This is a genomic window from Kitasatospora sp. NPDC004531, from assembly GCF_053602195.1.
In genome coordinates, this window is record NZ_JBSGDD010000059.1 from 1 (window position 1) to 12,566 (window position 12,566).

The 12,566-nt window shown below is 72.3% G+C and carries 13 protein-coding genes; 3 read left to right on the forward strand and 10 right to left on the reverse strand.

What is annotated here, in order from left to right; translation table 11 throughout:
* The first annotated feature begins 156 nt into the window (after positions 1-156).
* On the forward strand, positions 157-360 hold the full coding sequence (locus ACWEMJ_RS22375; protein WP_452138859.1) for an acyl-CoA carboxylase epsilon subunit: 204 nt from the start codon (positions 157-159) through the stop codon (positions 358-360).
* Positions 361-412: 52 nt separating this feature from the next.
* On the opposite strand, the gene ACWEMJ_RS22380 is transcribed toward ACWEMJ_RS22375, so the two are convergent.
* The 7 genes from ACWEMJ_RS22380 to hemL all read right to left on the reverse strand — a co-directional run bounded on the left by ACWEMJ_RS22380 (position 413) and on the right by hemL (position 7,284).
* Positions 413-817, reverse strand: coding sequence for a hypothetical protein (locus tag ACWEMJ_RS22380; protein ID WP_452138860.1), 405 nt, complete (start codon positions 815-817; stop codon positions 413-415).
* A gap of 47 nt (positions 818-864) precedes the next feature.
* Positions 865-1,989: a c-type cytochrome biogenesis protein CcsB gene (gene ccsB, locus ACWEMJ_RS22385; RefSeq protein ID WP_452138861.1), complete on the reverse strand. Its 1,125-nt coding sequence runs from the start codon at positions 1,987-1,989 to the stop codon at positions 865-867.
* A gap of 3 nt (positions 1,990-1,992) precedes the next feature.
* Positions 1,993-3,723 carry a cytochrome c biogenesis protein ResB gene (resB, locus tag ACWEMJ_RS22390; protein WP_452138862.1) on the reverse strand — a complete coding sequence of 577 codons (1,731 nt, stop codon included), beginning with the start codon at positions 3,721-3,723 and terminating at the stop codon, positions 1,993-1,995.
* A 3-nt stretch (positions 3,724-3,726) separates the two neighbouring features.
* The gene (locus tag ACWEMJ_RS22395; protein WP_452138863.1) at positions 3,727-4,506 is read right to left on the reverse strand and encodes a cytochrome c biogenesis CcdA family protein; all 780 of its coding nucleotides are present in this window, start codon (positions 4,504-4,506) and stop codon (positions 3,727-3,729) included.
* The gene (locus ACWEMJ_RS22400) at positions 4,503-5,099 is read right to left on the reverse strand and encodes a TlpA family protein disulfide reductase (RefSeq protein WP_452138864.1); all 597 of its coding nucleotides are present in this window, start codon (positions 5,097-5,099) and stop codon (positions 4,503-4,505) included. Before ACWEMJ_RS22400 ends, ACWEMJ_RS22395 begins: the two co-directional genes overlap by 4 nt.
* Positions 5,100-5,272: 173 nt before the next feature.
* On the reverse strand, positions 5,273-5,923 hold the full coding sequence (locus ACWEMJ_RS22405; RefSeq protein ID WP_452138906.1) for a histidine phosphatase family protein: 651 nt from the start codon (positions 5,921-5,923) through the stop codon (positions 5,273-5,275).
* A 32-nt stretch (positions 5,924-5,955) separates the two neighbouring features.
* Complete coding sequence (gene hemL / locus ACWEMJ_RS22410) at positions 5,956-7,284, reverse strand: glutamate-1-semialdehyde 2,1-aminomutase (RefSeq protein ID WP_452138865.1); 1,329 nt, start codon at positions 7,282-7,284, stop codon at positions 5,956-5,958.
* Between the two features lie 378 nt (positions 7,285-7,662).
* Here hemL and ACWEMJ_RS22415 point away from each other — a divergent pair, with 378 nt between their 5' ends.
* Positions 7,663-8,151: a hypothetical protein gene (locus ACWEMJ_RS22415; RefSeq protein ID WP_402498719.1), complete on the forward strand. Its 489-nt coding sequence runs from the start codon at positions 7,663-7,665 to the stop codon at positions 8,149-8,151.
* Positions 8,152-8,249: 98 nt separating this feature from the next.
* Here the strand turns inward: ACWEMJ_RS22415 and ACWEMJ_RS22420 are convergent, their stop codons facing one another.
* The 3 genes from ACWEMJ_RS22420 to ACWEMJ_RS22430 form a co-directional block, all read right to left on the reverse strand.
* Positions 8,250-8,786, reverse strand: coding sequence for a hypothetical protein (locus tag ACWEMJ_RS22420; protein ID WP_452138866.1), 537 nt, complete (start codon positions 8,784-8,786; stop codon positions 8,250-8,252).
* Positions 8,787-9,985: 1,199 nt separating this feature from the next.
* A complete protein-coding gene (locus ACWEMJ_RS22425; protein WP_452138867.1) occupies positions 9,986-10,720 on the reverse strand; it encodes a hypothetical protein in 735 nt (244 codons plus the stop codon).
* Positions 10,717-11,634, reverse strand: coding sequence for a LysR family transcriptional regulator (locus ACWEMJ_RS22430; protein ID WP_452138868.1), 918 nt, complete (start codon positions 11,632-11,634; stop codon positions 10,717-10,719). The genes ACWEMJ_RS22425 and ACWEMJ_RS22430 overlap by 4 nt, the downstream gene beginning before the upstream one ends.
* 65 nt (positions 11,635-11,699) lie before the next feature.
* Between ACWEMJ_RS22430 and ACWEMJ_RS22435 the strand changes: the two genes are divergently transcribed.
* Positions 11,700-12,497, forward strand: a complete 798-nt coding sequence (locus tag ACWEMJ_RS22435) for an NAD(P)-dependent oxidoreductase (RefSeq protein ID WP_452138869.1) — start codon at positions 11,700-11,702, stop codon at positions 12,495-12,497.
* The last annotated feature ends 69 nt before the right edge of the window (positions 12,498-12,566 follow it).

Genomic DNA, 12,566 nt, shown 5'->3' on the forward strand with positions numbered 1-12,566 from the left:
CGCCGAGACCCGCGCCGTGCTGGCCTCCTCACTGGCCATGCTCCGCACCAAGCACGCCGACCTGCCGAGCCGCAAGCACGGCAACCCGCCGATGTAACCGGTGCGACGCACCCACCGCCACCGTTCAGTCGCCAGCCTGGGGGAGAAACAGGAACCATGAACGAACCTCTCGTCCGTATCGTCCGCGGCTCGCTCACCGACGAGGAGCTCGCCGCCCTGACCGCCGTGCTGGCCGCCCGGGCCGCGCAGGCGGCGGCGGTCGCCACCGCCAACCAGGCCGTCGAGCCGATCGCCACCTGGTCGCGGCTGGAGCGCCGCCCGGCGTACTTCTCGCCGGTCAGCTGGCAGCAGGCCGCCTGACACGCGCGAAGGGCTCCGGAGGCGGTGCCTCCGGAGCCCTTCGCGTGTGCTGCTACGCCGCGGCCAGTGCGGCGGGACGGCCGGCGTGCATGGTGGTGAGGTTGGCCGCCAGCCGCAGCGGGTCCTGGGCCAGCCAGAGCCGCACCGCGGCCCCGAGCATGACGCAGGACGACCCGAGCCGGACGCCGGTGGACTGGGCGACCCGCGCGGCGGCGATGGTGAGCAGGTCGGCGAGCTCGGTCGGCAGCCACACCGTGAGCGCGCAGGGCGCCGGGGTGGCGAGCGCGGCGAGCAGCCGGTGGGCGTCCGCAGGGCAGTGCAGCGTGGGCAGGACGTCCAGCAGGCCGTCGGCGACGACCTCCGAGACGTCGCTGTGGTGGCCCTGGGCGAGCCGTCGCAGCAGCGCACGTTCCGCTGCGGTGATTCGGACGGTCATGATGACCTCGTCGCACTCCATGGTGCGGCCCTCCTCGCGGCTTGGTGGTTCTCGGGGGATGCGGTGGGTCAGACCCCGGCGTACGAGTGCTTGCCGGTGATGAAGATGTTGACGCCGTAGAAGTTGAACAGCCAGCAGGCGAAGGCGAGCAGGGCCAGGTAGGCGGCCTTGCGTCCACGCCAGCCGGCGGTGGCCCGGGCGTGCAGGTAGGCGGCGTAGGCGACCCAGGTGATGAACGACCAGGTCTCCTTCGGGTCCCACTCCCAGTACTTGCCCCAGGCGGCCTCGGCCCAGATCGCGCCCGCGATGATGGTGAACGTCCACAGCGGGAAGACCAGGGCGTTGATCCGGTAGGACAGCTTGTCCAGGGTGCTCGCGGCGGGCAGCCGGTCCATCAGGTTGGCGGCGCGGACGGTCAGTCCGGCCGCGAGCCGGTGCTCGTGGCGGTCCTTGATCAGGTAGGTGCCGGTGGCGACGAACGCCGCGAAGAAGGCGCCGCCGCAGATCGTCGCGGTGGAGACGTGAATGCCCAGCCAGTACGAGTGCAGCGCCGGGACGAGCTGCTCGGACTCGGTGTACAGCACGGAGACGGCGATGCCGAGGATCAGCAGGACCGTGATCACCACGGGCAGGCCGAGCCAGCGCACGTTCTTCTTGGTGGCCAGCAGGACCGCGTACGAGCCGACCATCATCAGCGCGAAGGCGACCGAGAACTCGTACATGTTGCCCCACGGCCAGCGCATCACCGACAGGCCGCGGGTGATCACGCCGCCGGTGTGCAGCAGCAGGCCGAGCACGGTCAGCGAGACCGCGATCCGGCCGACCATGTCGGCCTTCTCGCTGGTGCCGGCCGGGCCGAGGCCGTCGGCCGGGCCGTCGTCGTCGCCGCGGCCGCTGGTCACGGTGGTGGCGCCGGCGTCGGCCAGCGCGGTGCGGGTCAGGGTGGTGGTGCCGCCGCCCTGGGAAGCCACCGTGACGCTGACCTTGCGCACGCCCTTGGCCGCGTCGGCGGAGTCGGTGACCGACTCGGCGAGGGTGGCCTGCCGGCGGGAGCGGACGGCGACGCCGCCCTTGGCCCCGAACGTCCACTCGAACATCTGGGCGAACATGGCCAGGGTGTAGACGGCCATCGCCGAATAGATCAGCTTGTTGGAGATATCGGCCAACTCATGGTTGACCTGCGCGAGCAGCACCGTCTACTCCTTGGTTTCCGGGGCGGTGGGGGCGGCTGCGGCCGGGGAGTCGGCGGCTGCCGGTGCGTCTTCGGTGTCGGAGGTCTCGTCGACGGCGGGGGCGTCGTCCTGCAGCTCGACGGCGAGCTCGGCGAGCTCCTCGGCGGTCCGGGCGGACTCGCTGCGGCCCAGGCCGGCCACCTCGACCAGGGTGCGGCCGTCGGCGCCGGTGACGGCCCGGACCCAGATCCGGCGGCGCTGGACGAACAGCGAGCCGATCAGGCCGAGGATCGCGGCGACCGCGCCGACCAGGGCGACGGAGTTGCCGGGGTGGTGCGAGATGGTGAACGTGGCCCACTGCTGGTAGCCGTCGTAGGTGAGCGTGCCGTAGCTGTCCGGCAGCTCCCAGGTCTGGCCGACCTTGAGGCGCTTGCTGGCGGGCTTGCCGTCCTGCTGCAGCGCGGTCATCGCCTTGTCGTCCAGCTGGTACACGTTCTGCGGCAGGCCGCTGTCGGTGCGCAGGTCGCCGGCGAAGACGTTGACGACGAGCTGCGGGTCCACCGCGTCCGGGAACAGCGAGATCGGGCCGGTCCCCTCGAAGCTCGGCGCCGCGGTGGGCAGGAAGAAGCCCTGGAAGGCCAGCTGCGTCTTGTTGCCGTTGACGTCGGTGCCGTAGTCGTTGACCTTGATCACGCCGGGCGAGGTCATGTTGCTGTCGCGCGGCAGGAACGGCGTCGGGCCCCGGAAGACGATCTCGCCCTTGGCGTTCTTGACCGTCACCACCGGCGCGAAGCCGTGGCCGATCAGGTAGACCTTCGAGCTGCCGATCTCCAGCGGGTGGTTGACCTCGATGGTGGACTTCTTCAGCTGGGACGCGTCGTCGCCCTCCCAGTACCGGACGTTCGCGGTGAACTGCCGCGCGGTGCCGGTCTGCGGGCCGCTGGTCTGGTACTTGGCGGTGAAGCCGTCCAGCTTGAAGCCGAACGTGTCCAGGTCGTTGACGCCGTAGAAGCGCGAGCCGTAGAAGTCGTCGATCTGGGTGGTGGTGTTGGAGTAGCCCTGCCCCTCCAGCACCAGCTTGCTGGCGGTGCCGGAGGCCACGCCGGCCCAGGCGACGCCGATCAGCAGCGCGAACAGCGAGAAGTGGAACAGCAGGTTGCCGACCTCGCGCAGGTAGCCCTTCTCGGCGGCGACCGAGCCCTTGCCGGCGGCGACCCGGAAGCCGCGCTTCTTCAGCAGCGCGTGCGCGGCGGCGTTCACCGCCTCCGGGTCGGCGTCGCTCTTCCAGGCCGCGTAGACCGGCATCCGGGTCAGGTTGCGCGGGGCCGCCGGGGGCTGCGCGCGCAGCACGCCGACGAACTGCCAGGTGCGCGGCACGATGCAGCCGGCCAGCGAGACGAACAGCAGGATGTAGATCGCCGAGAACCAGACCGAGCTGTAGACCTCGAAGACCTGGAGCTTCTCCAGCAGCGGCGTGATGCCCTTGTGGGCCTCCTTCCACGCCACCACCTTCATGGTGTCGGGGCCCTCCTGCGGGACCAGCGAGCCCGGGATGGCCGCCAGCGACAGCAGGAACAGCAGCAGCAGGGCGACCCGCATCGAGGTGAGCTGCCGCCAGAACCAGCGCAGCCAGCCGACGAAGCCTATGCCGACCGGGGCGTCGGCCTCCTCGGGCGCGGTGCTGAGCCGTTCGACGTCGGCGGCGTCCGGATCCGCGGCATCGGCCGGCTGGGGGCTGGTCTTGGTGTCGCTCACGGGTCAGATTCCGATCGAGAAGTTCTGGGTGAGGTACTGGAGCTGGTTGACCAGCGCGTCCCACGCCCCCGTCACCAGGGCCAGGCCGACCGCGACGAGCATGCCGCCGCCGATCCGCATCACCCACTGGTAGTGCTGCTTGACCCAGCCGAAGGCGCCCAGCGCCTTGCGGAAGGCCAGCGCGGCCAGGACGAACGGTACGCCGAGGCCCAGGCAGTACATCGCCATCAGCAGCGCGCCACGCCCGGCGCTGGCCTGGTTGAACGCCAGCGACTGGATGGCGGCCATGGTCGGGCCGATGCAGGGCGTCCAGCCGAGGCCGAACACCACGCCGAGCAGCGGAGCGCCGGCCAGACCGATCGCGGGACGGCGGTGCGACCGCAGCTCGCGCATGGTGAAGCCGGGCAGCAGGCCCATGAAGGCCAGGCCCATCAGCACGGTGAGCGAGCCCATCACGATCGAGATGACCCGCCTGTGCTCCTGCAGGGTCTGCCCGAACGAGCCGAACAGGGCGCCGCCGGAGACGAAGACCGCGGCGAAGCCGAGGATGAACAGCAGCGAACCGGCCAGCATCCGCCCCCGGCGCGCGCCGCGCGCGTCCGACAGGTCGGCGGCGGAGAAGCCGGTGACGTAGCTGAGGTAGCCGGGCACCAGCGGCAGCACGCAGGGCGAGAAGAACGAGAGCAGCCCGGCGGCCAGCGCGATCGGGAGGGCGGCCAGCAGGGCGCCGCTGCCCACGGTGTCGTTGTAGCCGACCCCGGCAGCCGCCAGGGCGGCGCTCACTTGGACTCCGCGAGGACCGGTTCGATCATCTTGTCGAGGTCCTCGGTGGACATCGCGCGCATGGCGCGGGCGGCCAGCCTGCCGTCCTTGTCGATCACGATGGTGGTCGGGATGGACTGCGGGTTCAGGCTGCCCTTGGGGAACTTGAGGATCTGGGTGCCGTCCGGGTCGTAGATGCTCGGGTAGGTCACCCCGAAGTTCTTCTCGAACGCGACGGCGTTGGCGGGGTCGGTGTCCCGGGTGTTGATGCCGAGGAACTGCACCTGGTCGCCGTACTTCTGCGAGCTCTCCTGGAGGCCCTTGGCCTCGGCGCGGCAGGGGCTGCACCAGGAGCCCCAGATGTTGAGGACGACCACCTTGCCGCGGTAGTCGGAGAGCTTGAGGGTGCCGGTGCCGTCCAGGCCGGTGCCGGTGATGTCGGGGGCGTCCACCCGGTGGCCGACGGCGGCGGTGTCGATGCCGCCCTTGCCGGTGATGAAGCCCACCGAGCCGTTGCCGCCGGAACCGGAGCTGGCGCACCCGGCGAGGGCCAGTGCGGTGGCCGCGCCGAGGGCGGCGGTGAGGCGGGTGCGGCGGCTGGTCGTCCAAGACATGTGAAAAGTTTCGCATGGCTCTTCGGCCCGTTTTCGGGGGGTCCGGCGTTGTCGACCGGACCCCCTGTGAGCTGCGAAAACTCCGCTTATGATCGTCTTAATTCGGGCATTACGCCGCCCGCCGCGCTTACCTCGGGGACGCCGGTGTGAGCAACGTCCCGAAGCCGTCCGGGTCAGGCCCCGAAGCTCTTCCCGACCGGCTTGTCGCCCTTCTTGCCCTTGCCCACCAGGTGGGCGGGCAGCAGGTCGCGGGCCGGCTCGCGGTAGCCGATCGAGACGATCCGGTCACCCTCGTAGGTGAAGCTGGTCAACGAGGCCAGCGAGCACTGCCGGCGGCGCGGGTCGTGCCACAGCCGGCGGCGCTCGGCGAACGAGCGCAGGATCCAGATCGGCAGCTGGTGGCTGACGCACACCGCCTCGTGCCCGCGCGCGGCGTCCCGGGCGGCGGCGATCGCGCCCATCATCCGCACCACCTGGTCGATGTACGGCTCGCCCCAGGACGGCTTGAACGGGTTGGTCAGGTACTTCCAGTACGAGGGGTTGCGCAGCGAGCCGTCGCCGACGCCGAAGGTCTTGCCCTCGAAGATGTTCTCCGCCTCGATCAGCCGCGGGTCGGCCGCGACGGCCAGGCCGTGCGCCTTGGCGATCGGCTCGGCGGTCTCCTGGGCGCGCTCCAGCGGGGAGGCCACCACGTACGTGATGTCGCGGTCCTTCAGGTGGTCGGCCACCCGCTCGGCCATCTGCCGCCCCAGGTCCGACAGGTGGTAGCCCGGCAGCCGGCCGTACAGCACGCCCTCCGGGTTGTGCACCTCGCCGTGCCGCATCACATGGACGACGGTGACGTCCTTCTTCTCGGTCACTTGGACTCCTCGGTGGCCTCGGCGGCGGCGCGGGCCGCGGCGGGCAGGGCGGCGGCGATCCGCTCGACGGCGCGCGCGTCGTGCGCGGACGAGACGAACCAGGACTCGAACGCCGACGGCGGCAGGTAGACGCCCTGGCTGAGCATCGAGTGGAAGAAGCCGTTGAAGCGGAACGCCTGCTGGCGGCGGGCCTCGTCGTAGTTGGTGACCTGCTGGTCGGTGAAGAACACCGAGAACATGTTGCCCGCGGTCTGCAGGCGGTGCGCCACGCCCTCCTTGGTGAGCGCCTCGGTGACCAGGCCGGAGATCTCGGCGGCGACCCTGTCGACGGTGGCGTACACCTCGTCGGTGCAGTTCCGCAGCTGGGCCAGGCCGGCGGCGGTGGCGATCGGGTTACCGGACAGGGTGCCCGCCTGGTAGACCGGGCCGGCGGGGGCGAGGTGCGCCATCACGTCGGCGCGGCCGCCGAACGCCGCGGCGGGGAAGCCGCCGCCCATCACCTTGCCGAACGTCAGCAGGTCCGGCGCCCAGCCCTCGTGGGCGGCCTCCAGCCCGTACCAGCCGGCCTTGGAGACGCGGAAGCCGGTCATCACCTCGTCGGAGATGAACAGCGCGCCGTTCTCCCGGCACAGCTCGGCCAGGCCCCCGTTGAAGCCGGGCAGCGGCGGGACGACGCCCATGTTGCCGGGCGAGGCCTCGGTGATCACGCAGGCGATCTCGCCGGGGTGCGCGGCGAAGGCGGCCCGCACCGCGTCCAGGTCGTTGTACGGCAGCACGATGGTGTCGCCGGCCTGCGCGCCGGTGACGCCCGGGGTGTCCGGCAGACCGAAGGTGGCGACGCCGGAACCGGCGGCGGCCAGCAGCGCGTCCACATGACCGTGGTAGCAGCCCGCGAACTTGACGACCTTCGCGCGGCCGGTGAAGCCGCGGGCCAACCGGATCGCCGACATGGTCGCCTCGGTGCCGCTGGAGACCAGGCGGACCTGCTCGACCGGGGCGATCCGGGCGACGATCTCCTCGCCGAGCTCGACCTCGCCCTGGCCGGGCGTGCCGAACGAGGTGCCGCGGGCCACCGCCTGCTGCACCGCCTCGATCACCGCCGGGTGCGAGTGGCCCAGCAGCATCGGGCCCCAGGAGCACACCAGGTCCACGTACTCGCGGCCGTCGGCGTCGGTCAGATACGGGCCGTTGCCGGACACCATGAAACGGGGCGTGCCGCCGACCGCGCGGAAGGCCCGCACCGGCGAGTTGACGCCGCCGGGGGTGACCGCCAAGGCGCGCTCGAACAGCGACTGGGACTGGGGTGCTTCGTACGGGTAGCTCATCACTCGCTCATCCGTTGGGTCCGCGGGGTGGCCTGGAGCCTCTCTTACCCGAACATGGTCTCAAATCGTGTCTTTGCGTTCTGCATGTCGGGCCCGATCATCTGGAACGATGATCCGTGTGCTGCTCCCCTCACTGCCTGTGGCGAAGGTAAGGTCGAGTAGCGCGCGCTCGTGTAGCGCGCGAGCAGACGGGTAAGGGGCATGTCCGGAGGGAAAGTCGGACATGCGGGGGTCTGTCGATTCCGGCGAGTTCCGGTGAGGATGGTCCGAGTGTCCGAGAGGCAGGACGGTTTCGACGAGGCCGCGGAACGCACCCGCAGGCCGTCCGAGACCGGCGGGGGCAGGGAAGCGGGCAGGGGAAGGAGGGGCGAGGGCAGAGTGGGGGTCACCTACAAGTACTTCGGGGCACCGGACCGCGCCACCGCCGCCAGAGTCCCCACCGCCCTCGGCCCCGGTGGCCTCGGCCTCGACGCCGGCGAGCTCGGCGCACTCGGCCGGCTCGGCGATCTAATGGAGACCAGTGGCTCCGGCAACGGGCACCTCTCCACCAAGATCAAGCCCGAGACGATGAGCGCGATGGTCCTCACGGGCATTCAGGGCGTCCCGCTGCACCACGTGCCGCCGCTCGAACTGGTGGTCCTGCACCCGGACTACGCGGTGGTCCAACTCCCGCACACCGTCGTCGAACCGCTCCGCAAGGCCGACGAGACCGAGCTCGGCGCCGCCGCCTTCATCTGGTCCACCGTCCCCGACCGCCGCGGCCCGCGCGACGCCTTCGTCATCTACCAGATGCTGCACGAGTGGCAGGACTTCGCCAGCCGCCTGCACGAGGCGGGGCACCAGCTGTACTGCCTGGTCTGGCCCTGAGCGACCGATTCCCGACACACCGTCAGGCCGCTGCAGCGGCAGGGCACTTGGGGCGTGCTCGGACGCCCTGCCCGCCGGGCGGGGCGTCCGGGGAGCGTTCACTCGTGCAGGCCGGCTTCGACCTCCGCCCAGACGTCTTCCAGCGGGCATTCGAGCAGATGCGCGGTGAGCATCGCGGCCTCGGCGGTGAAGTCCGCGAGGTCCGTCACCAGGTTGAGGAAGTCGACCTGATCGCCGGTCACGATCTCCGCGCCGACCTCGGCGAGGCCCTGCGCCGAGGAGAGCTGCTCGATCACCCTCGGCACGTGGGGGTTGCCGTCGTGCGCCCGCAGCTCGGCGACCAACTGCCGCATCACCTCCTCGGGCTCCCGGGACTGGGCCACCGCCATGGCCGGAAGCATGTACGACAGGGTGAAGGCGAGACTCGTGAAGAGGTTGCTCAGGCCTTCCATGTCGCCGTTGTCCATGTCGCGCCGGGCGACCAGCGAGACGATCCGTCCGGCCGGTGAGTCGATCGGCCGCTGGGCCTGCTTCGACGCGGGCTCCAGGGACGCCTTCAGCAACGGGACGACCAGGTCCAGCGCCACCGCCCTCGCCTCGGCGGACCGCGGGCCGATCGGGTCGGCCGCCGGCACCGGAGGGTCCTCGCCCTCCGCCCCGCCCGCGGGGGGCGTCGTCGCGGAGGGCGTCGGTGATGCGGCGCAGGGTCCGGTCGTCGGCGTCGTTCACGGCGGCGGCACGCGACAGCGCCTGCTCGATGTCGTCGCCCGCCGCATCGATCTCCGCTTCGACGTTCGACGCCGGACGGGACCGCGACTCGGGTTCCCGGTCCGGGCCGCCTTCGACGGCGGGCCCGGCGGCGCGAAGCCGGTCGAGTTCCTCGGTCAGCGCTCGGACCTGCTCCTGGACCCGGGCGGCGAGGGCTTCGGCCCGCCGCCGCTTCTCCTCCGCGCGCTCGACCTCCTCCTTCGCCCGGCGCTCCTGGTCCAGCGCGCGCGCCAGCTGCCGCTGGGTCTTCTTCAGGGCGCGCGTCCCACCGGCGGTCGCGCGCAGCCGGTCGCGTTCGGCGGACAGCGTCCCCACCCGCTGATCCAGGGTGCGCAGCATGTGCAGCAGCACCGTCACCAGCCGCGCGGAGTTGTTCGCCGCCCGTTCGAGTTCGGCCTGCTGCTCCAGCGAGCGGGTCAGCCGGTCGTAGACCTCCACCTGCTGGGTCCGTGCCCGGACCAGCTCCGCGACGGCTCCCGGTCCGTCCGCCGCGGCGGTGGCGGGCCGCGTCCCGGCCGGGTTCGCCGCGGCCCGCAGCAGGACCAGGGCCTCGGCCTGTCGGCGCTCACGCAGCCTGGGGTCGGGCACGGTGACGAGCAGCAGCCTGGTGACGAACTCCTGGTCCGCGCGGACCCGGCCGGACAGGTAGGAACCGACCCGGGTCCTGGGCAGCCGGATCCGCTCCGCGACCGCCGTCATCGTCAGCGGGCTCTCGTCGACCCGCGCACGGAGGAAGCTCGCCAAGGCTCGGGCCTCGGCCGTCTCCCCGCGGATCGGGCCCCACGGCCGGCCGACCCGGTGCTGCCCCGCCATCTTCCAACTCCTGTCCCCCACACGACCGTTGTCCCGAATGTCCGGGGACAACCGCCCATTGTCCGGACCTTACCCGCAGGAATCCCCCGTGCGCTGTCGAACAACTCGAACCAACGGCACGGTCTGCTCACCGCCCGGCGCGCCGCCGGGCCGATCCGGTGAAGGAGACCGCGTGTACCCGCCGTTCCTGCCTGTCCCGCTGCCGTTCGGAGCCGTGCAGCGCGTCCTGCTCGTCGCGCTGCTCGTTCCGCTGCTACTGATCACCGTCGTCGCGGCCGTCCCCGCCCTGGTCCTGATGCCCTTCCTGCCGGGCCGCGTTGATCGCACAGTCCGGCTGCTGCACGCCCACGCCTCGCAGCTCCGCACCCTGCTGAGCGGCAGCCGCACCGCCCCCGACCTCCGGCCGGATCGGGCGGGCCGGGCGGGCCGGGCCGGGCGGGCTGGTCGGGCGTGAACCCGGGCTCGTGGCCGGGGCGTTGTCGAGGTTCCACTCGGCCGGCAGGGGGGTGTCGCAGACGGCGCAGGTCAGGTCCTCGTCCTTGACCAGGTTGAGCTGCGTGCACGCCGGGCAGCGGCGGAACACGAACGGGGTGGTGAACCGGCCCGGCCGGGGGATTCCCGCGCGGTCGAGGGCGGTGGCGGCGGCGGCCCAGCTGTCCAGGTCCGGGCAGTAGCCGGTGGACAGGTTGCTGATCTCGCGCACCGCCCAGCCGTCGTCCTGAAGCTCGAAGCGGATCTCCCCGGCGGCCAGGACGTCCGCGCCGCCGGCGCATGCGACGTGCTCGCTGCGACGGCGGGCCAGGCGCAGGACGCCGGTGCGGTCGACCACGTAGGTGACCGGCTCGTCGCGCTCAGCTGGCTCCAACTCGCCGAGCCAGGCGTACAGTTCGGCGCGGGAGGGGATGGCGCGGCCGAGGGTGCTCCGGCCCGCGCGGGCGAGCAGCTCGGGCGGGCCGACGTAGGCGAACGTGCGGGGGCTTCCGGTCATCCGGCCACGGTAGGGCGCGGCGGGGCGGCGGTGGCCGCCGCATGCAGGTACGGCAGGAAGGCGGCGACCGCCGGGGCGGGGCGGCGGCCTCGGCGGGTGGCGGCGTGGACGTGGCGGACCGGGGTGTCGTCCGGGTGCAGCGGCACCAGGGCGAGATCCGGGCGGGCGGCGCGAGCGGCCAGCGACGGGATCAAGGTGATGCCCAACTCGGCCGCCACCAGCCCGAGTTTGGCCGTCCACCCGGCCACCTCGTACTCCACCCGGGGCCGGAACCCGCTGCGGACGCAGGCGGCGAGCAGGGTGGACTCGACCCGGCGGCCGGCGGCGATCCACGGCTCCTCGGCGAGGTCGCTCAGCCGCAGCCGGCGCCGCCGGGCTAGCCGGTGGCTCCGCGGCAGGGCCACCAGAATCGGATCCTCGGCGATCCGGTGCAGATCGAACTGCTCCGTGTCGTACGGATGTTCGGGATACGAGGTGACCAGCGCGAGGTCGATCGCGCCCACCGCGAGCCGGTCGAGCAGCTCGGCCGACAGCCCTTCCGTGAGCGTGAGCGCGACGCCCGGGTGCGCGGCCCGGAACGCCGCCAGGGCGGTCGGGACGAGGGCCGCGTTGGCGCTGTCGAATGCCCCCAACCGCAGGTGGCCGGCAGTGAGGCTGGTCAGCGCGGCGAGGTCGCGACGGGTCCCGTCCAGCCGGTCCAGCATCGCCTCCGCGTGCGGCAGCAGGGCCTGGCCATGCTCGGTGAGGCGCACCCCGCGCGCCAGCCGGTCGAACAGCGGGACACCGAACTCGGCTTCCAGTGTGGAGATTTGCCGGGAGACCGCGGACTGGGTGAACCCCAGCTGCTCCCCCGCCGCGGTGAACGAGCCGAGCCGAGCGGCGGTGCGGAAGACGTCGAGCCAAGCCATGTCCATCCGGCATGGCTACCATGCCGGACATTCGTTTGTCGCCTGTCTTCCGTCGCTCTAGCGTTGCGGCCATGGAGATCGAAGAGCGCCTGGCCTTTCTCGGACTCGGCCGGATGGGGCTGCCGATGGCGCGCCGACTCGCCGACGTCGCCGCCGAGTTGACGGTGTGGAACCGGACGGCCGGGCGGGCCGCCGAACTCACCGAGGCCGCCACGGCCGCGGACGCGGTGCGCGGGGCCGGGGTGGTCGTCAGCATGCTGTCCGATCCGGCGGCGCTGGCCGAGGTCGCCGAGCAGGTCGTCCCGGCGCTGGAGCCCGGCACGCTGTGGATCGAGATGTCCTCGGTCGGGCCGCGGGCCGCAGCCGACCTGCGCGCCCAACTCCCGTTCGGCGTAGCGATGGTGGACGCCCCGGTGCTCGGCAGCGTCGGCCCCGCCGCGACCGGCGAGTTGGTGGTGTACGCGGGCGGCGAGGACGCCGACCTCGACCGCGCCCAGCCGGTCCTGGAGCGCCTCGGCCGCGTCCTGCGCTGCGGCGGGCCCGGCACCGGGGCAGCGCTCAAGCTGGTCGTCATCGGCGCGGTCGTCGCGTCCGTGACCGCCGTCGGCGAGGCCCTCGCACTCGCCGAACAGCTGGGCCTCCCTCAGAAGTTGACCTACAGTGCGCTCGCCGCCGGCCCGCTGGCGGGCGTCCTGGCCCGCGCCACCTCCACCGAGGCGGACTTCCCCATCCGCCTCGCCGCCAAGGACCTCTCCCTCGCCGCCGCCGGCCCCGTCTTCGAGGCCGCCCGCGCCACCCTCCTCTCCGCCCCCGCCCTCGCCGAACAGGACCTGTCCCGGATCACCACCGCCCAGCGCCATCGCCCCTGACTCCCCCTGCGCACCGAGCGACGGGCGGGCAGCAGCCGGAGCCCCCGGGGGCGGAACGCGAGCGGCGCG